We start from the raw sequence: 22,514 nt of genomic DNA, 5'->3' as shown, positions 1-22,514 counted from the left end.
GTCTGGGTGTTCTCCGGGCAGGGCTCACAGTGGGCGCGGATGGGCGCCCAGCTGCTGGCCACCGAGCCGGTGTTCGCTGCGACCGTCGCCGAGCTCGAGCCGCTGATCGCGGCCGAGTCCGGCTTCTCGGTGACGGAGGCGCTCACCGCACCGCAGACCGTCACGGGCATCGACCGGGTACAGCCGACGATCTTTGCCATGCAGGTCGCGTTGGCGGCGGCGATGAAGGCCCACGGGGTGCGGCCCGGCGCGGTCATCGGGCACTCGCTCGGCGAGGCCGCGGCAGCGGTCGTCGCGGGCGGGCTGTCGGTGGCCGACGGCGTGAAGGTCATCTGCCGGCGCTCCCGGCTGATGAACCGGATCTCCGGCAGCGGCGCCATGGCGGCCGTGGAGCTGCCCGGCCAGCAGGTCATTTCCGAGCTCTCCCTTCGCGGCATCTCCGATGTGGTGCTCTCGGTTGTCGCATCACCCACCTCGACCGTTGTCGGGGGAGCCACCCAGACCATCCGGGATCTGGTGGCGGCCTGGGAGAGCAACGAGGTGATGGCCCGCGAAGTCGCCGTGGACGTGGCGTCCCACTCGCCGCAGGTGGACCCGATCCTCGACGACCTGCTCGACGCGCTGGCCGATATCGCACCCCTGGACCCGGAGGTGCCGTACTACTCGGCCACCCTGTGGGACCCGCGCGACCGGCCGACGTTCGATGCGGACTACTGGGCTGACAATCTGCGCTACACGGTGCGTTTCGCGGCGGCGGTCCAGGCGGCCCTCGAAGACGGGTTCCGGGTGTTCGGCGAACTCGCGCCGCACCCATTGCTGACCCACGCCGTCGAGCAGAACGCCGCCGGTATGGACTTCCCCGTGGCCGCACTGGCGGCGCTGCGCCGCGACCAGGAACTACCGTACGGCCTGCACAGTTTTGTCTCCGATGTGTACAGCGCGGGCGCCGCGGTGGATTTTGCCGCCGTCCACCCCGAAGGTGACCTGGTCGATGCGCCACTGGCGACCTGGACCCATCGTGAACTGATGCTGTCCCGCGACGAGGCCGATCAGCAGACCCGCGGTGCCGCGGTGCAAGCGGTGCATCCGCTGCTCGGCGCCCACGTGCACCTGTTCGAAGAACCGGAACGCCATGTGTGGCAGGGCGAGGTCGGAACCGCCGCACACGACTGGCTCGCCGACCACCAGATCCACAGCGTGGCGGCCTTCCCCGGGGCCGGCTACTGCGAGATGGCCATGATCGCGGCCCGGACCGCGCTGGGCGAGACCGCCGAAGTGCGCGATGTCACGTTCGAGTCGACGCTGCTGCTCGATGACCAGACACTGATCTCCGCGTCGGCCACCGCCACCACCTCCGACACCCTGGACTTCGCCGTCGAGACCCACACCGAGGGGGAGCGGGTTCGGCGGGCCACAGCGCTGCTGGTGCCCGATTCCGGTGCCACGCAACCTGCTCCATACGACATGGAGACGGTGCTGGCTGCGCATCCGTACCGGCTCGACGGCTCGGAACTTCGGGACGTGTACGCCGGTGTCGGGATCCAGTACGGGCCGGCGTTCCACGGTCTGGCCGCAGCCCGCACCGCCGATCCGGAGGTCGATGAGGTCACCACCGTGCTCGCCGAGGTGGCGCTGCCCGGCGCCATCCGCTCGCAGCAGTCGGTCTACGGCAGTCACCCCGCGCTGCTGGACGCCTGCTTCCAGTCGATCATCGTGGCGCCCGAAGTGCAGCGCGCCGCAGGCGGTGGCGGAATGCTGCTGCCCGTGGGGGTTCGGCGGCTGCGCCTGCACCAGCCCACCCGGGACGCGCACTACTGCCTGGCCAAGGTGACATCGGCCCGGCCCGGTGAAGTCGAAGCCGACCTGGAGGTGCTCGACGCCGACGGCGCCGTGCTGCTGAGCGTCGAAGGGTTGCGCCTGGGTGGCGCGTCGGCGGCCGCTGGAGCCGACCGCACTCTCAACGAGCGTCTGCTGACCATCGAGTGGGACCGCCGCGAATTGCCCGACGCCACCGGCGAACCCGGCTCCTGGCTGCTGGTTCGCACTGCCGACACCGCGGGCGAATTCGCCGAAGAACTCGCCACCGCGTTACGGGCCGCCGGCGCCCGCGCCGAGGTCACCGCGTGGCCCGCGGCAGACGGTACGTCGCTGAGCTCCCGGGTGGTCCGTCCCGGCATCGGTGCCGGCGTCCGCGGTGTGGTGGTCGTGACGGCTCCCGAGGAGCTGACGGCTCCCGTCGACCCTGCCGACGGGCGCCGCAGTGTTGTCGAATTAGTCGGTATTGCAGGCGAACTGGCCGATGTTTCCGGGGACCCGCCGCGGCTGTTTGTCGTGACCCGAAACGCCGCGGCCCTCGCGCCGGGCGACCTCCCGAACCTCGAACAGGCCGGATTGCGTGGACTGTTGCGGGTGATCGACGCCGAGCATCCGCACCTGGGTGCCACCGGTGTGGATGTCGACATCGACGCCGGCGGCGCCACCACGGCCGAGGATGTGGTGCGCCAGCTGCTCAGTGGCTCCGAGGAAGACGAAACCGCCTGGCGCGACGGTGATTTCCACTCGGCGCGGCTACGTCCAGGTCCGCTGCGGCCCGACGAGCGCCGCACCACCATCGTTGATCACGACGGTGGCGCGCTACGGCTGGAGATCCGAACCCCCGGAGACGTGGAATCGCTGGAGGCCGTCGCCGTCGACCGGGTGGCGCCGGGGCCGGGACAGATCGAGGTCGCCGTCGCGGCGTCGAGCATCAACTTCGCCGACGTGCTGGTGGCTTTCGGGCGGTATCCCACGTTCGAGGGATACCGCCAGCAGCTCGGTATCGACTTTGCCGGTGTCGTGACCGCGGTGGGTCCGGATGTCACCACGCACCGGGTCGGTGATCGTGTGGGCGGGATGTCGGCCGGTGGCTGCTGGAGCACTTTTGTGGTGTGTGACGCCCGCCTGGCCATCACACTGCCGGAAGAGATCTCGCTGACCGATGCCGCCGCGGTGCCCACCGCATCCGCGACGGCCTGGTATGGGCTGCACGAGCTGGCCCGGATGTCGGCCGCCGACAAGGTGCTCATCCACTCCGGTACCGGCGGCGTCGGCCAGGCCGCCATCGCGATGGCTCGGGCGGTAGGCGCCGAGGTGTTTGCCACGGCCGGTAGCCCGGAACGTCGGAAGATGCTGTCCGACATGGGTATCGAACATGTCTACGATTCGCGTAGCGCAGCGTTCGCCGACCAGATCCGCCGCGATACCGATGGCTACGGTGTGGACATCGTGCTCAACTCGCTACCGGGTGCGGCGCAACGGGCCGGCTTGGAGCTGTTGGCATTCGGTGGGCGGTTCGTCGAGATCGGCAAACGCGATATCTACGGCGACACCAAGATGGGGCTGTTCCCGTTCCGCCGCAATCTGTCGCTGTATGCCGTCGACCTGGCGTTGATGACACACAGCCACCCGGATCTGGTGGCCCGCCTGCTCGCCACCGTGTACGCGGAGACCGCCAAGGGCGTGTTGCCGATGCCTCCGACGACGCACTATCCGCTCACCGATGCCGCGGCCGCGGTGCGCCTGGTCGGCGGGGCCGGCCATACCGGCAAAGTTGTTCTCGACGTCCCGACCGGTGGCGGCCACACCAGCGCCGTGGTGCGCCCCGCCGATGTGCCGGTGTTCCGGCCCGACGGTGCCTACATCATCACCGGCGGGCTCCGCGGACTCGGGCTGTTCCTGGCTGGGCGGTTGGCCGAAGCCGGCTGCGGACGCATCGTGTTGAACTCCCGCTCGGAGCCCGGCGCCGACGCGCTGGACGTCATCGAACGGCTCCGTGCCGGCGGAACCGACGTGGTCATCGAGTGCGGTGACATCGCCGACAGCGCGACGGCCAGACGCCTGGTCAGATCAGCCACCGCTACCGGGCTGCCGGTCCGGGGCGTGCTCCACGGTGCCGCGGTGGTCGAGGATGCGATTCTGACCAATGTCACCGCCGATCTGGTCGACCGGTGCTGGTCGCCGAAAGTGCTGGGGGCGTGGAACCTCCACACTGCGTTGGAGGACGCCAAGGCCGATCTCGACTGGTTCTGCGTGTTCTCCTCGGCGGCGGCCCTGGTGGGCTCACCGGGGCAGGGCGCTTACGCCGCGGCCAACAGCTGGTTGGACGGATTTTCCCGGTGGCGCTCGATTGCCGGCAAGCCCACGGCGGCGATTGCGTGGGGAGCCTGGGGCGGGGTCGGCCAGGCCACCGAGGTCGCGGCGGATATGGGTGCGGCGATCGAACCGGATGAGGGTTTCCACGCGTTTGCCCAGTTGTTGCGCCACCACCGGGCCTACTCGGGTTATGCGCCGATCACCGGGACGCCGTGGCTCACCGCGTTTGCCCAGCGCAGCAAGTTCGCCGAGGACTTCCAGGCCATCGGCGACGGCGGCAAGGACAGCGGCAGATTCCGGGCCGAGCTTGCCGAACTGCCCCAGGAGGAGTGGCCGAGCGCGTTGCGCCGCTTGATCTCCGACCAGCTCGGTGTGCTGTTGCGCCGGACCATCGATCCGGATCGGCCGCTGTCGGACTACGGGATGGACTCGCTGGGCAACCTCGAACTGCGGACCCGGATCGAGACCGAAACCGGTGTGCGCATCCGGCCCACCCAGATCACCACGGTGCGCGGGCTCGCCGATCACCTGTACGAGGAACTGACGGCCAGTCCGTGACCAGTGGCACCGTTCGTGGACGATCGATGCCGGTGAGCGACCGACGTCCGGCAACGATCGGCGCCTGCCAACGATTGAGGAGAGTGTGTTGCGAGTAGGTCCTTTGGTGGTCGGCACGCTGGAAGAGTGGGAACCCAGCGCCGGTACTGTCATTTCGTGGGAACCGTCGACACGGGCGCTCGAGGCGGCGGCGCAGGCGCCGGTGTCCGACGTGCCGGTCAGTTACATGCAGGCGCAGCACATTCGGGGGTACGCCGAGCAGGTGGCGCAGGGCCTGGACTATTCCCGGCTGATGGTGGTCAGCTGTGACGCCCCGGGCCGGTGCGACGTGCGGGCCATGAGTTACGTGATCAACCAGCACTTGCGGCGCCACGACACCTACCGCAGTCGATTCGAGTACTTCGAGTCGGGTGAAATCGTGCGTCACACCCTCGCCGATGCCGCCGATATCGAGTTCGTGCCGGTACGACATGGGCGCCTGAGCGTCGAGCAGGCCCGCGAACTCGTGATCAGTACGCCGGATCCGTTGCAGTGGGACTGTTTTCGGTTCGGTATCGTCCAGGGCGAAGATCACTTCACCTTCTTTGCGAGCATCGACCATGTACACGTCGACGCCACCATCGTCGGGACCACGCTGACGGAGTTCTACATGATGTACCTGGCGATCACCGGCGGTAACCAGCCGTTGCCGTTGCCGCCGGCGGGCAGCTACCAGGAATTCTGTGTCCGGCAGCGCCAGGAGACCGATGCGTTGACCCTCGAGTCGCCGAATGTCCAGTCGTGGAAGCAGTTCGCCGAGGCCAACCGCGGCAGCATGCCGGATTTCCCGTTGCCGCTGGGTGATCCCGGGCAGCTGTCTGGCGCGCAGATCGTCACGATGCGGATGCTGGATCAGGAACAGACCGCCGGCTTCGAGAATGCGTGCACGGCGGCCGGGGCGCGGTTCATCGGTGGTGTCATGGCCATCAGTGCGATGGCCGAACACGAATTGACCGGTGCCGACACCTATTACGGTCTGACGCCGAGTGACACCCGCCGCACCGAGGCCGACCTGATGACGCAGGGGTGGTTCACCGGGCTGGTGCCCGTCACGGTGCCGATCGCCGGCTTGTCGTTCGCCGAGGCCGCCCGCGCCGCCCAGCAGTCGTTCGACACCGGGCTGCATCTGGCCCAGGTGCCCTACGAGCGGGTGCTCGAGTTGGCGCCGCAGTTGAGTAAACCGCGACCCAACTTTCCCGTGGTGAACTTCCTCGACGCCGGCACCCCGCCGTTGTCGGTGCTGCTCACCGCCAACCTGGACTCGCTGAACATCGGTATCTACAGCGACAGCCGGTACAGCTACCAGTTGTGCATCTACGTGCTGCGGGTCGAACAGGAGACGGCGATGACGGTGATGTACCCGGACAACGTGGAAGCCCACCCGTCGGTCGCCACGTACCTGGAGACGATGAAGGCGATGTTCCAGCAGGTGGCCGGTGGTTCGCGGCGCAACGTGCGTGAGGTGAGCACATCTTCTTCGGTCGGCTAGCCAGATTTGTCAGCCGGTGGCCGTGGCTGGTCATCGGCTTCTGGGCGGTGCTGGCGTTGGCGGTGCCGCTGGTGGCCCCGTCGCTGACCGTCATGTCCGAGCGCAACCCGATCGCGGTGCTGCCCGCGGATGCGCCGTCGACGGTGGCGACTCAGCAGATGACCGAGGCGTTCCAGGAGGCCGGCACCGAGAACGTCGTGGTGGTGCTGCTCACCGACGACGGTGGGCTGACCCCGGGCGACGAACAGACCTATCGGGGGCTGGTCGACAGGTTGCGGCAGCTACCCGACGACGTTGCGATGATGCAGGACTTCATCAGCACGCCCCAGCTGCGCGAGACGCTCAGCAGCGAGGACGGCAAGGCCTGGCTGCTGCCGGTCGGGCTGACCGGGGAACTGGGCACACCGGAGGCTTTCGCCGCCTACGAGCGAGTGTCGGCGGTGGTCGACAATGCCGTCGCGGGTTCGACGTTGACGGTCAATCTGACCGGACCGGCCGCCACGGTTGCCGACCTCACCGTGGCCGGTGCGGGCGACCGGTTACCCATCGAGTCGGCCATCGCGGTGATGCTGCTGATCATCTTGTTCATCGTGTACCGCAACCCGGTCACGATGCTGTTGCCGCTGTTGACCATCGGCGCGGCGTTGATGTCGGCCCAGGCGGTGGTGGCGCTGATCTCGCTGCTGACCGGCCTGGCGATCTCCAACCAGACCATCGTGCTGATGAGCGCCATGATCGCCGGCGCGGGCACCGATTACGCGGTGTTCCTGATCAGCCGTTACCACGACTATGTGCGTCTCGGACATGACCCGACCGACGCGGTCCGGCGGGCCATGGCCTCGATCGGCAAGGTCATCGCGGCGTCGGCCGGCACGGTCGGTGTCACATTCCTGGGTATGGGTTTTGCCAAGCTCGGGGTGTTCTCGACGGTGGGGGTGGCGCTGTCGGTTGCGATCGGAGTGTCGTTCCTGGCCGCGGTGACGCTGCTGCCCGCCGTGCTGATCCTGGCCGGTCCACGGGGGTGGGTGGCGCCGCGGCCGCAGCGCACCGCGGTGTTCTGGCGGCGGGCCGGCATCCGCATCGTGCGCCGTCCCGCGCTGCACCTGGTCGCGAGTCTGGCGGTGCTGTTGGTGTTGGCCAGCTGCGCCGGGCTGGTGGTGTTCAACTACGACGACCGTAAACAGCTGCCCGACGATATGGCGTCCAACGTGGGCTACGCGGCATTGGAGCAGCACTTCCCGGTGAATCAGACCATCCCGCAGTATCTTCTGATTCAGTCCCCGCAGGATCTGCGGACCCCGCGGGCCCTGGCCGATCTGGAGCAGTTGGCGCAGCGGATCAGTCAGGTGTCCGGGGTGGCGATGGTGCGCGGTGTCACCCGGCCCACCGGGGAGTCTCTCGAACAAGCCCGGGCCAGCTATCAGGCGGGTGAGGTCGGAAGCCAGCTCGGTGAGGCGTCCAACCTCATCGAGGGACGCTCCGGCGATCTGAACACGTTGGTCTCGGGCGCCGACCAGCTCGCTGACGGTCTCGGTGACGCCCGCGGCCAGATCAATCGATCGATCGGCAGCGTGCGCAGCCTGGTTGATGCGCTGGTTTCGATCGAGAACCGGTTCGGTGGCAGCACGACGATGGGTCAGTTGGGCGGCGCCACCAAGCTGATCGCCAACATGCGCTCGTTCGGTGAGCTGCTGGAGACAAATGTCGGAGGTCTGACGGACAGCTTTGCGTGGCTGGACCCGGTGGTGGCCTCGCTGGACGCCAGTCCCATTTGCAGCACCAATGCGGTGTGCGGCGCCGCCCGTGAGCAGTTCCGCCGGCTGCAGATCGCGCGTGACGACGGCGCGCTGGACCGGCTGGTGACGCTGGGGCGGGAATTGCAGTCGACGGGTCCGTTGCAGTCGCTGTCGGAGACCATCGAGGATCTCAGCTCGTCGTTGGACACGGCGGCCAACGCGTTGCAACGGCTCGGGATCACCGATGCCCGCAGCGCGCGCTCGCAGCTGTTCAGCGTGACCAAGGGAGCCGACGACCTGGCAGGCGCCAGCAGGCAGATCGCCGACGGTGTCGAGTTGCTGGTCAAGGAGACCCAACGTCTGGGGGTCGGTCTGACCCAGGCGTCGGACTTCTTGATGTCCATGGGGCGTAATGCTTCTGAGCCTTCGATGGCCGGGTTCAACATCCCGCAGCAGGTGCTCGACACCGATGACTTCCGGCAGATCGCCCAGATCTTTGTCTCGCCGGACGGTCATTCGGCGCGGTACTTCATCCAGACCGACCTCAATCCGTTCAGCCTCGAGGCCATGGATCAGGTCAACAGGATTCTCGACACGGCGCGCGGTGCGCAGCCCAATACGGCGCTCTCGGATGCCACGGTGTCGATGTCCGGTTACCCGGTGACGCTGCGGGACACCCGCGATCTGTACGGCCACGATCTGCGGCTGATCGTCACCGTCACCATCCTGGTGGTGTTGCTGATCCTGATCGTGTTGTTGCGAAGCGTGGTGGCCCCGCTGTATCTGGTGGGCAGTGTGCTCCTGTCGACCGCCTCGGCGGTCGGTATCGGGGTGATCGTCTTCCAGTTCCTGCTGGGGCAGCAATTACATTGGAGCGTCCCGGGTTTGGTGTTTGTGGTGCTGGTGGCCGTCGGTGCCGACTACAACATGCTGCTGGCGTCGCGGTTGCGGGAGGAGGCCCCGCGCGGGATCCGTTACGGCGTCATCCGCACGGTCGCTTCGACCGGCGGGGTGATCACCGCCGCGGGAACCATCTTCGCCGCGTCGATGTCAGGCTTGCTGTTCTCCAGTGTCGGCACCGTGGTGCAGTCCGGTTTTGTGATCGGGGTGGGCCTGCTGCTGGACACCTTTGTGGTGCGGACCATGACGGTGCCGGCCATTGCGACGCTGCTGGGTAAGGCCGGCTGGTGGCCGGCCAAGCCGTGGCTGGGCACCAAGGTCACCGACACACCGCCCCCGCCCCCACCGCCGGAGGCGAAGGAGACGGTCTTCGACCGTGTGTGACACCCCGCTGCAACTGCACGCCCAAACTCACAAACGGGCGAAAAAGTGCGAGTGACTCGCGCCATTGCGTCGATCTGGGCGGGAAGTAACCGGGTCAGGCCGGCGGCATGAACTCGCGCACCGTGGCGAATGCGCTCTCGATGGCGCCGCGGGTTTCAGGGTCCAGGATCGCGATCGGATCCATGCCGTGGGCAGGGTCGACGGACACCGGTCGGTTCAGCGGGTTGTCGTAGCGCGAGTAGCCCGAGTCGATCTGCGGACGCAGGATCGCGTCGAGGGCGTCGACATCACCGGGCGCCACACCGAGATACCGCAACGGCAGCGTCAGTGGCAGGCTCTTCACCGGGATCAGGTACGTCGTCTCGGTGGCGCCGCGCGAGTTGACGACGGTCTTGACGTTTTGTGGCGGGACGTCGCCGGGGCCGGTGAACGCCGCCGGGGTGTGCACGATCGCCGAGGCGGCCAGCGCGTTGGCGCCGGCCAACAGGTTGTCGGCCCGGTCCGGGTAGTCGGCCAGCCCGTCGTAGGTGGCGACCACCTTGTTGGTGTCGTACTGGCTGTCCACATCAGCCGGCACCGTGTAGTCGATCAGCGGGATGTAATCGCCGGGGGCAAAGATGCCGGTCAGGAAGCTCTTTCCGAAGCCGTGGTGGCCGATCGGGTTGCCGATCTGGGTGAAGGTCAGCTGATCCGCCGGAGGTGCCTTGGGATCGTGGGCCAACCGCACCTGTTCGTCGGCGAGGCCGAGAGTGCCCTGCGACAGGCCCACCACAGCGGCTGGGGTGTCACCGTTGCGCCGTAGCGCCGCGTCGAGATTGTTGGTCGCCACATCGGCTGCCTGGCCGATGCTCATCCGGTCCTGGCCGCCGACGGGGGAGAAGATCGTGGGCACCCAGCTGAACGGTGCACCTGCCGGGTAGTCGACCAGATCGCGTTTGGCCTTGGGGAAATAGTCGGCCCCGGCCCGGTTGGTGTAGTCGTACCAGGGGATGCCGGGGGCGCGGGCACCGCCGAGTGCGTACACGACATCGGCGGTGGCGGCCTCGCCCACCGGTGATGGCCGGGGAGCGGGCTCGAAAGGGTTGGGCTGGGCAGATGCCACTCCGGTGCCCAAACCACCCGACGCCCCGACGACACTCACCGCGACAACTGCCGCGAACAGTCGTTTCATCTCCGCTTTCCTGACGGTCTGCTCAGCGAAAATGCTGATCGAATACCGCTTTTCGGCTATCGCACCCCACGTTACAGGCCGATCAGTCCGGCTGCGACCAAGATTGTGCCAACGGCGGTGAGCAGGATCGCCACCTCTCGGCGGCGGCGGGCCCGGATCCACTCGTTGAGCCGGGTCATCGCCGTGACGGTTCGCTGCGGTGCCACCAGGTAGGCCAGCAGCGGTATCTCGATGAGGGCAAACGCGATGATGTTGAATGCGACCAGTGCGGCCACCTGGGTGGCGGCACCGGAACCGGAGGACAAGATGACGGCCAGCACCGCGAGGTAGTCGACGGACGGCAGCGCGATGCCGAGGCCGGCCACCCCGGCCACCCACAGCGACCGTCCGGTCAGTAGCTGCCGAATGCGGCGGAGCAGCCACCCGTCGGGTTTGGTCACCCCGTCGCGGCGCAGGAACAGATAGCCGGCAGCGGCCAGCGCCAGGGTGCCGATCCCCAATTGCACATGGGGCAGCGTGAAATGGGTGGAGTCGACCAGGACGTCGCGGAACGCGAACAGCACCACCAAGCCCACCGACAGGCCCATCAGGAACCCGCCGCACAGGAAGGTCACCAGTTGGCGCACCGGGTGCGGGCGGTGGAGCATCAGCACCGCCATCCCGATGCGGAATGGCTCCAGCGCGATGACAAGCCCCATCACCAGCACGGTGATCCACATGGCGGGTGCGGTTAGTTGGTGGTGTCCAACCTGGTGAACTGCTGGCCCCGGTACTGGTCCACACACGCCGAGCGCCGGATCTTGCCGCTGGTCGTGGTGGGGATGGTTCCGGGGGAGACCAGCACCATGTCGGCGACGTTGAGGCCGTGTGCCTTCGAGACCGCCGAGACGACATCACTCTTGACCGTGGAGAACCGCAGGCTGACATCCTCGGGGGTGTCGCCGCGTTTCTTCAGTTCGATGATGGTGACCAGCTTTTCGGTCTGGTCGACGGGCACCGAGATCGCCGCGACCCGGCCTCCGGTGATTTCACCGACGGTGGCTTCGATGTCCTCGGCGTAGTGGTTGCGCCCGTACACGATCAGCAGGTCTTTGATGCGCCCGACGATGAAGAGCTCGCGGTCGGAGAAGAATCCCAGGTCTCCGGTGCGCAGCCAGGGCCCTTCCGGGCCATCGGCGATGACGCCGCCGAAGGTGCGTGCCGAGGATTCCGGGTTGTTCCAGTAGCCGGCGGCGACATTTTCGCCGCTGACCCAGATCTCTCCGACTTCACCGTCGACACATTCGATCCGGGTGTCCGGATCGACGATCCGCACTGCCGGAGACTTCGGCACCCCGTAGGCGAGCAGCGGGCTGCCGGTTCCGGCGGGCTGTCGCTGCGCGGTGCCTGCGGCCAGTTTCTCGGAATCGAAGTCGACGACGGAGGCCGACCCCCCGGTCGCGACGTACAACACGGCCTCGGCCATGCCGTAGGACGGCTTCAATGCCTCCTTGGGGAACCCGAACCGGGCGAAGCGGGCGGCGAATCGGTCCAGGGTGGCCGCGTGCACCCGTTCGCTGCCGCTGACGACGTTCACCACGTCTGACATGTCGAGTCCGGCCATGTCCTCGTTGGTGGTCTTGCGCGCCGCGAGGTCGAAGGCGAAGTTGGGTGCGGCGGTGAACACACTGGTGTTCTTCGCCATCATCTGGACCCAGCGGGCCGGCCGCTGCAGGAACGCGATCGGGCTGATGATCTCCGCGTGCAAGCCGCCGAGAATGGGGGCGATGACGGCCAGCATCAGGCCCATGTCGTGGTAGAACGGCAGCCACGACACGATGGTGGTTTCCGGCGGGCCGACACCGCCGTTCTCGGGGAAGAACGCCCCCATCAGCTGTTCGAAGTTCAGCGTCAGGTTGCGGTCGGAGATCATCACTCCGGCCGGGGTTCGTGTCGAGCCCGACGTGTACTGCAGATATGAGGTCTCGGGTGCGTTGCGTACCCGCGGCGGTGACCCATTGCGGCCGTCGAGATCCAGGGAGTCGATCTCGATGACGGTGGCCCCGGAATCACCGACGTATTCGGCGACCGTCGATGCGGCGGCCGAGGTGGTCAGGATCACCGTCGGCTGGGTGTCGGCGAAGACGGCGCTCACCCGGTCGTCGTGGGAACCGGCATACGGTACCGACAGCGGTACGGCGATGGCACCGGCGTGCATGGCACCGAGAAACGCGACGATGTAGTCCAGGCCCTGCGGGGCCAGGATCAGCGCACGGTCCCCGACGGAACTGTGTTTGGCCACCTCAATGGCGATGTTGACGGTCCGGCGATAGGTTTGCGCCCACGTTAGGCTCAGGCTGATCCCATCCCAGTCGGCGTCATGGTCGATATAGGTGTAGGCCACGTCGTTGGGCGCCACACCTGCGCGTTCGCGCAGCACGGAGAGCAATGACGTGTTGAGCATGGGCGTCACGTTACCGGTCGTACCTGTCGTGCTTGCGCCCGCCGATCCGTAATATCGAGGAACGATGAATCCTTCAACTCGGCCCACCCCGCCGACGACTGCTGATTTGAGCCCGACGTTGTTGCGGGAGGCTTTCGGTCACTTTCCGTCAGGTGTGATCGCAATTGCCGCCGAGACGGAGGGCACTCGAGTCGGGCTGGCGGCCAGCACGTTTGTCCCGGTGTCACTGGACCCGCCGCTGGTGTCCTTTTGCGTGCAGAACTCGTCGACGACCTGGCCCAAGCTCAGCGGGCTTCCGGTGTTGGGTATCAGTGTGCTGGGCGAGGCCCATGACGTCGCTGCCCGGACGCTGGCAGCCAAGACGGGCGACCGATTTGCCGGCCTGACCACAACCTCCACCGAAGCGGGTGCGGTCTTCATCGACGGCACCAGCGTGTGGTTGGAAAGCGCCGTCGAGCAGGTGGTGCCCGCCGGTGATCACAGCATCGTGATCCTTCGGGTGCACACGATCACCGTGAACGACGAAGTGGCTCCGATCGTGTTTCATCGGAGCGCTTTTCGGAAGCTGGGCACCTGAGCGGTGCCGGTCGATCAGGGTCTTGACGCGAGTTCGTCGCGATAGCCCTGGATGCGCTGCTCCAGTTCGCGGGCGTCGTCCTGCCTGCCCTCTTTGTAGGCCAGTTCGGCGCGAACGCCGAGCTGGCGAATTGCGGTGCGAATGTCGTTGACGCTGGTCGTCTCTCGCATTGTGCTGCCTCTCATCGTCGACTGGCCGCTGTCTCGAGCGTACTCGTCAACACGAGGTCAACTGGGTTATCGACTGTGAAACTCCTGCTCATCGCCGACTGGGCTTGTTGCTTCCGCTCTTCGCCCTCGCTGCGCTCCTGCTCATCGCCGACTGGGCTTGATGCTTCCGCTCTTCGCCCTCGCTGCGCTCCTGCTCATCGCCGGAAGAGCTTGTTGCCCAACCAGACAATCGGGTCGTACTTACGGTCGGCCACCCGTTCTTTCATCGGGATCAGCGCGTTGTCGGTGATCTTGATGTGCTCCGGGCAGACTTCGGTACAGCATTTGGTGATGTTGCAGTAGCCCAGCCCGAACTCGTCTTGGGCCATCTCCTGGCGGTCCACGGTGTCCAGCGGATGCATGTCCAGCTCGGCGATGCGCATGTGGAAGCGGGGCCCCGCGAAGTTCTCCTTGTTCTCCTCGTGGTCACGCACCACGTGGCAGACGTTCTGGCACAGGAAGCACTCGATGCATTTGCGGAACTCCTGGCTGCGGTTCACGTCCTCCTGCTGCATTCGGTATTCACCGGGCTGCAGGTCTTTGGGCGGGGTGAACGACGGGATCTGGCGCGCCTTTTCGTAGTTGAAGGACACATCGGTCACCAGATCGCGCATGACGGGGAAGGTGCGCAGCGGTGTGACCGTCACGGTCTCGTCCTCGTCGAAGGTCGACATCCGGGTCATGCACAGCAGGCGGGGTTTGCCGTTGATCTCCGCCGAGCAGGATCCGCACTTGCCGGCCTTGCAGTTCCAGCGCACGGCCAGATCGCCGGCCTGGGTGGCCTGTAGGCGGTGGATGATGTCGAGCACCACCTCGCCGTCGTTGACCTCAACGGTGTAGTCCTGCAGATCGCCACCATCGGGGTCGCCGCGCCACACCCGCAGTTTCGCGTCGTAAGAAGCCATTTTCAGCCCTTCCGCTCCGGGTGCTCGGCCAATTGATCGTCGGTGTAGTACTTCTCGAGTTCGGACAGCTCGAATGTGGCCAGCAGATCAGGTCGCATCACCGGCTGCTGCTCCGGCGTCACATCGACATCGGGCACCACGGCGGTGTTTCCCGCGGCATCTGCCGCGCTCACCCGGCAGACCAGTAGCTTGTTGCGCCAGTGTGAATCCATTTTCGGGAAGTCGTCGCGGGTGTGTCCGCCGCGGCTCTCGGTGCGCTGCAGTGCCGCCTTGGCCACGCATTCGCTGACCAGCAGCATGTTGCGCATGTCGATGGCCAGGTGCCAGCCCGGGTTGAAGACGCGCCCGCCTTCGACGACAACGTTGGCGTACCGCGCCTTGAGTTCGTCGATCTTGCCGAGGACCTCTTCGAGTTCACCTTCCTTGCGGATGATGCCGGCCAGGTCGTTCATCGACTGCTGCAGTTCGGAATGCAGGGTGTAGGGGTTCTCGGCGTTGGCCTTCGGCTCGAATGGATCGAGTGCCAGCTTGGTGGCGTTGTCCAGCGCGGTCTCTGACACCTTCGGTCGGTCGGTCAGCGCCCGCACGTAGTCGGAGGCGCCCAAGCCGGCTCGCCTGCCGAACACCAGCAGGTCGGACAGGGAGTTGCCGCCCAGCCTGTTGGAGCCGTGCATGCCCCCGGAGCATTCACCGGCGGCGAACAGACCGGGTGTGGCGGCGCCCCCGCTGTCCGGGTCGACCTCGATTCCACCCATGACGTAGTGGCAGGTGGGGCCGACTTCCATCTCGTCTTTGGTGATGTCCACTTCGGCGAGCTCGATGAACTGGTGGTACATCGAGGGCAGTCGGCGCTTGATCTCGTCGGGTGGCATCCGCGAGGCGATGTCGAGGTAGACGCCGCCGTGCGGGGTGCCGCGGCCCGCCTTGACCTCTTCGTTGATGGCCCGGGCCACCTCGTCGCGGGGTAGCAGGTCAGGGGTGCGGCGCGCGGAGTCGTTGTCTTTGAGCCACTGGTCGGCTTCCTCTTCGGTCTCGGCGTACTGCCCCTTGAACACCTCGGGGATGTAGTCGAACATGAAGCGTTTGCCCTCGGAGTTCTTCAGCACCCCACCGTCGCCGCGGACACCCTCGGTGACCAGGATGCCTTTCACCGACAGCGGCCAGACCATGCCCGTCGGGTGGAACTGGATGAACTCCATGTTGATCAGGCCGGAACCGGCCCGCAGCGCCAGGGCATGCCCGTCGCCGGTGTACTCCCAGGAGTTCGACGACACTTTGAACGACTTGCCGATGCCGCCGGTGGCCAGGACGATTGCCGGCGCTTCGAACAGCACGAAGTTGCCGGTCTCTCGGTAGTAGCCGAACGCGCCGGCGATCCGGTCGCCATCCTTGATGAGGTCGGTGATCGAGCATTCGTGGAACACCTTGATGCGGGCGTCGTAGTCGCCGAGCTCGCGCTTGTCCTCCTGTTGCAGCGAGACGATCTTCTGTTGCAGCGTGCGGATGATTTCCAGGCCGGTGCGGTCACCCACGTGTGCCAGGCGAGGGTAGGTGTGTCCGCCGAAGTTGCGCTGGCTGATCTTGCCGTCTTTGGTGCGGTCGAACAGCGCGCCGTAGGTCTCCAGCTCCCACACCCGGTCGGGTGCCTCCTGGGCGTGCAGTTCGGCCATTCGCCAGTTGTTGAGGAACTTGCCGCCGCGCATGGTGTCACCGAAGTGCACCTGCCACGAATCCTTGGTGTTGACGTTGCGCATGGCCGCGGCGCAGCCGCCCTCTGCCATCACGGTGTGGGCCTTGCCGAACAGCGATTTTGTGACCACGGCGACGCGCAGGCCACGCTCCCGGGCCTCGATCACCGCTCGTAGCCCTGCACCGCCGGCACCGATGACGACTACGTCGTAAGTGTGCCGTTCCACCCCAGCCATCTATTCAAACCTCACTTGATCGTGTATTGAGTTGTCAGCCAATGAATCTCAGGTCAGAAATGGTGCCGCTGGCCACCAGCATGACGTAGAAGTCGGTCAGCATGAGGGTGCCGAGCGTGATCCAGGCGAAGAGCTTGTGCCGGGTGTTGAGCTTGCTGATCTGGGTCCAGAGCCAGTACCGCACAGGGTGTTTCGAGAAGTGTTTGAGGCGGCCGCCGGCGACGTGCCGGCACGAGTGGCACGAGACCGTGTAGGCCCACAGCAGTGTCACGTTGATGACCAGGATCAGATTTCCGAGGCCTAGTCCGAATCCACCGTCGGGCTTGTGGAAGGCGATGATGGCGTCGTAGGTGTTGATGACGGAGATGACAGCCGCGATGTAGAAGAAGTACCGGTGGCTGTTCTGGATTATCAGCGGCATCCGGGTCTCGCCGGTGTACTTCGTGTGCGGTTCTGCCACGGCGCACGCAGTTGGCGACTGCCACACCGACCGGTAGTAGGCGCCGCGGTAGTAGTAGCAGGTCAGCCGGAACAGCAGCAGGAACGGCAGGGACATTGCCGCATACGGTAGCCACCAGACGTCGGGGAGGAACTGGCCGAAGTGGCTGGCCTCGGGCACGCACCCGGTGCTGATGCAGGGTGAGTAAAAGGGCGTCAGGTAGCCGTATTCGGGGACGTAGTAGTTGCTCTGCATGAACGCCCGCACCGTTGCGTAGATGATGAATGCGGCGAAGCCCAGATCCGTGAGGATCGGGGACTTCAGCCAGTTGTCGGTGCGCAGCGTGCGTTGAGCGATCTGAGCGCGCCCGGGGGAGAAGACTCCGGTCTTGCGTCGATCTGATGTGGGCGCGCTCATCTCATGGCTCCTGCATCGGGGCGGGGGACAGCCCCGCGGCGGGTGACGGTGTTACCAGTGCGACGAGCGGTGGACTCATCGGGTGCGGTTGTGGCCGCCCACGCCTTCGTCGTCGACGTCGCGCCAGAAATCGCTGTCGTACTGGGTGTCCGGGATGCCGATCTTCTCGCCGGCGTGACGTACCGAGCACCGGGCCAAGTCGAGATCCCCGGCGTCGAGGTCGAGCATTTCGACGTCGTTGAGGATCCGTTCCGCGTCGAGAACGATGCGGCGCATCGCCGGGGCGTCGCCGTACCTCGACCGCAGCGACGTCACGCACCGCCGCAGGCCTCCGATGAGATCGTGCAATTCGGCGAGTTCAGTAGTGCTGGACAAGTGACCTCCTTGGGCTGAAGGTGTCATGAATCACATTACGACACCCAATGCTAGCCACTTCACAAACTGGACGTGACCCACGTCACGTATCGGAATGTCATCGACGTAACTGCGATTGGGTTAAAGCGTTAGCGGACCACGAGTTCTACCGGACGACGAGGAGACATGATGAGCGGAACTTCGACCGAGGCGCTCGCTGCAAAGGCGACCACCCTGCTGGAGTTGCACAAGCCCCCGGTGATCCTTCCGACCGTGTGGGACGCGTGGTCGGCGGCCCTGGCGGTGGACGCGGGATTCGCCGCACTGACCGTCGGAAGCCATCCCGTCGCCGATTCCATCGGCAAACCGGACAACGAGGGCATGTCGTTCGAGGATTTGCTGACGCGGGTCGCGCAGATCACCGAAAAAGTGGATGTCCCGATCTCGGTGGATATCGAGTCCGGCTACGGGTTACCGGCCGAGGAGTTGATTTCCGGTTTGTTGAGGGCGGGAGCTGTCGGCCTCAACATCGAAGACACCGTGCACAGCGAGGGCAAGCGGTTGCGATCCGCCGGCGAGCACGCCGCCCTGGTGGGCGCGCTGCGCACGGCTGCCGACAGCGCTGGTGTGCATCTGGTGGTCAACGCTCGCACCGATCTGTTCCTGCGGCAGGACGGTGATGAATCCGACCGGGTGGACCGTGCCATCGCGAGGATGAAAGAGGCCGCCGAAGCCGGCGCCGACAGTTTGTACCCGGTGGGCCGTCACGACCCGGACACGTTACGGCGCTTGACCTCTGAACTGCCACTGCCGGTCAACGCGATTGCGTTGCCGGATCAGGACGATCCCGCGAGCTTTGGTCCTCTCGGAGTGGGCCGGATCAGTTTCGGCCCGTTCTTCCAGGCCGCGTTGACGGTCCGGGCCAAGGAGATCCTGGAGCGCTGGGGTTGAGCTGACTGCTCGCGAGAGCTAGAACGACACAAACCATTTCCAGTCGCGGTCGTCGCTGGAGATTTTCTTCAAGGCCACCATCGAGGGGTGCTTGATGCTGGCGAACACGTGGTCGTAGAGCCAGTGCGGTAGCGCCACAGCTGCCAGTGGCCGGAGCTTGCGTCCGACGTATCGGGCTGCCCGGTGGATGACATTGGTGCTGTCGGCGCCGCCGACGATCTCGAAGCACGGGTACTTGGCGAAGTAGGAGACCACCTTCGACACGCTGCGCCAGCCGCAGTCGTCGATGACGATGTAGCCTCCGACCTTCACCAGCCGGTTGGCGTAGAAGACGTCGAGCAGGGTGTGGTCGAAGGTGTGCCAGCCGTCGACGAAGACGAGGTCGAATTCGGCTCCGTCGGCCACCAGTTTCGGCAGGGCGACTTCGGATGGCTGTTCGATCAGGTCGAAGTAGTCGATTCCTGCTCGACGCAGGTTTGCCACACCGATGCCAGACCAGTCCGTGTTCTGGTGCGGGTCGACGATCGTGTGGTGGGCGCCGTGGCGTCCGGCCAGTGCGCCGGTGATGTGAAGTGCCGACAATCCGTAGGCGCAGCCGATCTCGAGAGTCTTGGATATCGACGGGTCGCCGGCGATCAACTCCGCGAGAAAGCGCCCCTCGGCCGCATCGATATGCGAGTGCACGGGATGCCGGACGCCGCCGGCGTCGACAACTGCCTTGCTCCGATGGATCTGGTCGATCACTGGTTGGGTCATACGGTCCCCGTGTTCTGGATAAACGCCACGAAAGACCAGAGCTTAGCCTATCCTTATCTGCACGGGTCCCCTCCGTGTCTGGGCGTGGTCGGACGGGCTCACAATGCGCCACGCCGGCAAGTGAGCACAGTGTGATGGTCGGTTCACACGGCGCGACATCGCGGCAATATCGGTTTCTTAGCCTGGCGCCATGCCGTACGAGCAGCTCTGCCGGAAATTGCTTGTGATCGGGCACGGTATGGTCGCCCACCGCCTCGTGGAGGCCCTGCGGGCCCGTGACGAGGCGAACCGGTGGGTGATCACCGTGCTTTCGGAAGAACGGGACGCCGCCTATGACCGCGTCGGTTTGACCGGCTACACCGAGCATTGGGATCGGAGGCGCCTGGCGCTGCCCGGCAACGACTACGCCGACGACCGGCACGTCGACGTCCGACTCGGTGTCACCGCCGTCGAGATCGACCGGCAGAACAAGGTGGTGTCCACCGCCGAAGGTGAGCGATTCGGCTATGACGCGCTGGTATTGGCGACGGGCTCGGTTGCGTTCGTTCCGCCGCTGCCCGGCCATGATGTGCCCGGCTGTCACGTGTACCGCACCCTCGACGACCTGGATGCCATCAAAGCCGGTGTCGAAGCGACCCTGGCGGCCGGATACACCCGCGCGGGTGTGGTGATCGGCGGTGGATTGCTCGGACTCGAAGCGGCAAATGCGTTGCGCAACTTCGGTATCGAAGCTCATGTGATTGAACGGTCACCGCGTCTGATGGCTCAGCAGCTCGATGCCGCCGGCGGGGCGCTACTGGGCCGGATGATCTCTGACCTGGGGATCGCGGTGCACGTCGATGTCGGCACCGACACGATCGGTACCACCGAGCACGGCACTTTGGCGGTATCGCTGTCGAACGGCACGGTCATCGATGCCGGCCTGGTGGTGTTCGCCGCCGGGATTCGGCCTCGCGACGAGCTGGCCCGTACTGCCGGGCTGGCAGTGGCCGAACGTGGTGGCGTGCTCACCGACCTGTCGTGTGTCACCGCTGATCCCAATATCTATGCGGTCGGCGAGGCTGCTGCCATCGAGGGCCGTTGTTACGGGCTGGTGGCGCCCGGCTATACCTCAGCGGAGGTCGTCGCGGACCGATTGCTCGGCGGCGCGGCCGAATTTCCCGGCGCCGACCTCTCCACCAAGCTCAAGCTGCTGGGTGTCGATGTTGCCAGCTTCGGCGACGCGATGGGGGTCACCCCGGACTGCATCGAGGTTGTCGTCAACGACGCGGTGAACCGGACCTACGCCAAACTGGTGCTCTCCGATGACGCCAAGACTCTGCTCGGCGGCGTTTTGGTCGGAGACGCCTCGGCTTACGGTGTGTTGCGGCCGATGGTCGGCGGTCAGTTGCCCGGTGACCCGATGGCACTCATCGCGCCGGCCCGATCCGGCGGCGGAGGGCAAGGGCTGGGGGTCGTGGCGCTACCGGATGGTGCTCAGATCTGCTCGTGTAACAACGTCTCCAAACACGATCTCAAGTGCGCCATCGCCGACGGCTGCGCCGACGTGCCCGCCTTGAAGTCCTGTACCTCCGCCGGCACGTCATGCGGGTCGTGTGTGCCCTTGCTCAAGCAGCTGCTCGAAGCCGAAGGGGTCAGTCAGTCGAAGGCACTGTGTGAGCACTTCCGGTATTCGCGGGCTGAGCTGTTCGAGATCATCTCCGCCACCGAGGTCCGGACCTTCTCCGGTCTGGTGCAGCGCTACGGACGTGGAAAGGGTTGTGATATCTGCAAACCCACAGTGGCGTCCATCCTGGCGTCGACCGGTTCCGATCACATTCTCGGCGGTGAGCAGGCCGCGCTGCAGGATTCCAACGATCATTTTCTGGCCAATATCCAGCGCAACGGCAGCTATTCAGTGGTACCCCGGGTTCCGGGAGGCGACATCACTGCAGAGCAGCTGATCCTGATTGGTGAGATCGCCAGGGATTTTGGTCTTTACACCAAGATCACCGGCGGCCAGCGCATCGATATGTTCGGTGCGCGAGTCGATGAGCTACCGCAGATCTGGGCGCGGCTGGTCGAGGGCGGCATGGAATCCGGTCAGGCTTACGGCAAGTCGCTGCGTACGGTGAAGAGCTGCGTCGGCAGCGATTGGTGCCGTTACGGACAGCAGGATTCGGTTCAACTGGCCATCGATCTGGAACTGCGCTACCGCGGTCTGCGTGCCCCGCACAAGATCAAGATGGGTGTGTCGGGCTGTGCGCGCGAGTGCGCCGAAGCCCGCAGCAAGGATGTCGGTGTGATTGCCACCGAGAACGGCTGGAATCTCTACGTGGGTGGCAACGGCGGGATGACCCCCAAACACGCGCAGCTGCTGGCGAGTGACCTCGACACCGACACACTGATCCGGTATATCGACCGGTTCCTGATGTTCTACATCCGCACCGCGGACCGCTTGCAGCGCACCGCTACCTGGGTGGAGAGCTTGATGGGTGGTCTGGCCCACCTCGAGGAGGTTGTCTGCGGAGACTCGCTGGGGCTGGCAGCCGAGTTCGAGGCTGCCATGGCCCGGCATGTCGACGGTTACACCTGCGAATGGAAGGGTGTGCTCGACGACCCCGACAAGGTGGCGAGGTTCGTGTCGTTTGTGAACGCCCCCGAGGAGCCGGATCTCACCGTGGCTTTCGGCGAGCGGTACGGCCGCAAGGTGCCGATGGGAATGCCGGCGATACCGGCCAAAGGGGAGATGGCATGACGCTTTTGAACGACATCCAGGTCTGGACCGCGGCCTGTGCTTTCGATTTCCTGATCCCCGGGCGCGGTGTCGGGGTGCTGCTCGACGACGGATCCCAGGCCGCGCTGTTCCGGCTCGACGACGACACTGTGTGTGCGGTCGGCAACATCGATCCCTTCTCCGGTGCCGCCGTGCTGTCGCGGGGGATCATCGGTGACCGGGCCGGGCGGGCGTGTGTGCAGTCTCCGATCAAGAAGCAGGCCTTTGCTTTCGACGACGGCAGCTGTCTGGACGACCCGAACGTGTCGGTGCCGGTGTACGGGGTCCGCGTCGACGGTGACGGCACGGTGTACGTCGGCCGCTGAACCCCACACTGTTGCGCGCCGAAACGGACGTTTGGGCGCAAAATATGCC

General features: G+C 65.8%; 16 protein-coding genes. 7 read left to right on the top strand and 9 right to left on the bottom strand.

From position 1 onward, the window contains the following. The 3 genes from pks2 to WBB07_RS25845 all read left to right on the top strand — a co-directional run. A partial coding sequence (gene pks2 / locus WBB07_RS25855; RefSeq protein ID WP_526311967.1) for a sulfolipid-1 biosynthesis phthioceranic/hydroxyphthioceranic acid synthase occupies nucleotides 1-4,689 on the top strand: 4,689 nt, incomplete at its 5' end. Nucleotides 4,690-4,777: 88 nt separating this feature from the next. Beyond that, on the top strand, nucleotides 4,778-6,217 hold the full coding sequence (locus WBB07_RS25850) for a condensation domain-containing protein (protein ID WP_526311965.1): 1,440 nt from the start codon (nucleotides 4,778-4,780) through the stop codon (nucleotides 6,215-6,217). Between the two features lie 26 nt (nucleotides 6,218-6,243). After that, nucleotides 6,244-9,237, top strand: a complete 2,994-nt coding sequence (locus WBB07_RS25845) for an MMPL/RND family transporter (RefSeq protein ID WP_526311969.1) — start codon at nucleotides 6,244-6,246, stop codon at nucleotides 9,235-9,237. Nucleotides 9,238-9,331: 94 nt separating this feature from the next. On the opposite strand, the gene WBB07_RS25840 is transcribed toward WBB07_RS25845, so the two are convergent. The 3 genes from WBB07_RS25840 to WBB07_RS25830 form a co-directional block, all read right to left on the bottom strand. Next, nucleotides 9,332-10,408, bottom strand: a complete 1,077-nt coding sequence (locus tag WBB07_RS25840; RefSeq protein ID WP_526311964.1) for a PE-PPE domain-containing protein — start codon at nucleotides 10,406-10,408, stop codon at nucleotides 9,332-9,334. A gap of 71 nt (nucleotides 10,409-10,479) precedes the next feature. After that, nucleotides 10,480-11,127, bottom strand: a complete 648-nt coding sequence (locus tag WBB07_RS25835; RefSeq protein ID WP_526311962.1) for a GAP family protein — start codon at nucleotides 11,125-11,127, stop codon at nucleotides 10,480-10,482. A gap of 11 nt (nucleotides 11,128-11,138) precedes the next feature. Further along, nucleotides 11,139-12,851 (bottom strand): fatty-acid--AMP ligase, encoded by a 1,713-nt coding sequence (locus tag WBB07_RS25830; RefSeq protein ID WP_526311960.1) that lies wholly within the window; start codon nucleotides 12,849-12,851, stop codon nucleotides 11,139-11,141. A 64-nt stretch (nucleotides 12,852-12,915) separates the two neighbouring features. On the opposite strand from WBB07_RS25830, the gene WBB07_RS25825 reads away from it, so the two are divergent. After that, nucleotides 12,916-13,428: a flavin reductase family protein gene (locus WBB07_RS25825; RefSeq protein WP_526311958.1), complete on the top strand. Its 513-nt coding sequence runs from the start codon at nucleotides 12,916-12,918 to the stop codon at nucleotides 13,426-13,428. Between the two features lie 14 nt (nucleotides 13,429-13,442). Here the strand turns inward: WBB07_RS25825 and WBB07_RS25820 are convergent, their stop codons facing one another. The 5 genes from WBB07_RS25820 to WBB07_RS25800 all read right to left on the bottom strand — a co-directional run bounded on the left by WBB07_RS25820 (nucleotide 13,443) and on the right by WBB07_RS25800 (nucleotide 17,698). Then, nucleotides 13,443-13,598: a hypothetical protein gene (locus WBB07_RS25820; protein ID WP_526311956.1), complete on the bottom strand. Its 156-nt coding sequence runs from the start codon at nucleotides 13,596-13,598 to the stop codon at nucleotides 13,443-13,445. 194 nt (nucleotides 13,599-13,792) lie between these two features. Then, nucleotides 13,793-14,542, bottom strand: a complete 750-nt coding sequence (locus WBB07_RS25815) for a succinate dehydrogenase/fumarate reductase iron-sulfur subunit (protein WP_526311954.1) — start codon at nucleotides 14,540-14,542, stop codon at nucleotides 13,793-13,795. A 2-nt stretch (nucleotides 14,543-14,544) separates the two neighbouring features. Beyond that, nucleotides 14,545-16,467, bottom strand: a complete 1,923-nt coding sequence (locus WBB07_RS25810; protein ID WP_526311952.1) for a fumarate reductase/succinate dehydrogenase flavoprotein subunit — start codon at nucleotides 16,465-16,467, stop codon at nucleotides 14,545-14,547. 34 nt (nucleotides 16,468-16,501) lie between these two features. After that, nucleotides 16,502-17,323, bottom strand: coding sequence for a succinate dehydrogenase subunit SdhC (gene sdhC / locus WBB07_RS25805; RefSeq protein WP_526311950.1), 822 nt, complete (start codon nucleotides 17,321-17,323; stop codon nucleotides 16,502-16,504). Between the two features lie 75 nt (nucleotides 17,324-17,398). Further along, the gene (locus WBB07_RS25800; RefSeq protein ID WP_526311948.1) at nucleotides 17,399-17,698 is read right to left on the bottom strand and encodes an Rv0250c family protein; all 300 of its coding nucleotides are present in this window, start codon (nucleotides 17,696-17,698) and stop codon (nucleotides 17,399-17,401) included. A gap of 168 nt (nucleotides 17,699-17,866) precedes the next feature. Here WBB07_RS25800 and WBB07_RS25795 point away from each other — a divergent pair, with 168 nt between their 5' ends. Beyond that, nucleotides 17,867-18,628 carry an isocitrate lyase/PEP mutase family protein gene (locus tag WBB07_RS25795; RefSeq protein WP_526311946.1) on the top strand — a complete coding sequence of 254 codons (762 nt, stop codon included), beginning with the start codon at nucleotides 17,867-17,869 and terminating at the stop codon, nucleotides 18,626-18,628. Nucleotides 18,629-18,646: 18 nt separating this feature from the next. On the opposite strand, the gene WBB07_RS25790 is transcribed toward WBB07_RS25795, so the two are convergent. After that, nucleotides 18,647-19,384, bottom strand: coding sequence for an O-methyltransferase (locus WBB07_RS25790; protein WP_526311944.1), 738 nt, complete (start codon nucleotides 19,382-19,384; stop codon nucleotides 18,647-18,649). Between the two features lie 190 nt (nucleotides 19,385-19,574). Here WBB07_RS25790 and nirB point away from each other — a divergent pair, with 190 nt between their 5' ends. Together nirB and nirD are read left to right on the top strand one after the other, a co-directional pair. Next, nucleotides 19,575-22,121, top strand: coding sequence for a nitrite reductase large subunit NirB (nirB, locus tag WBB07_RS25785; RefSeq protein WP_526311942.1), 2,547 nt, complete (start codon nucleotides 19,575-19,577; stop codon nucleotides 22,119-22,121). Next, on the top strand, nucleotides 22,118-22,465 hold the full coding sequence (gene nirD, locus WBB07_RS25780; protein ID WP_526311940.1) for a nitrite reductase small subunit NirD: 348 nt from the start codon (nucleotides 22,118-22,120) through the stop codon (nucleotides 22,463-22,465). Before nirB ends, nirD begins: the two co-directional genes overlap by 4 nt. Nucleotides 22,466-22,514 lie beyond the last annotated feature (49 nt).

It is taken from the genome of Mycobacterium sp., from assembly GCF_049647605.1.
Taxonomy (GTDB): Bacteria; Actinomycetota; Actinomycetes; order Mycobacteriales; family Mycobacteriaceae; genus Mycobacterium.
The sequence above is the reverse complement of the archived record's forward strand: the minus strand, read 5'-3'. Positions and strand labels throughout refer to the sequence as shown.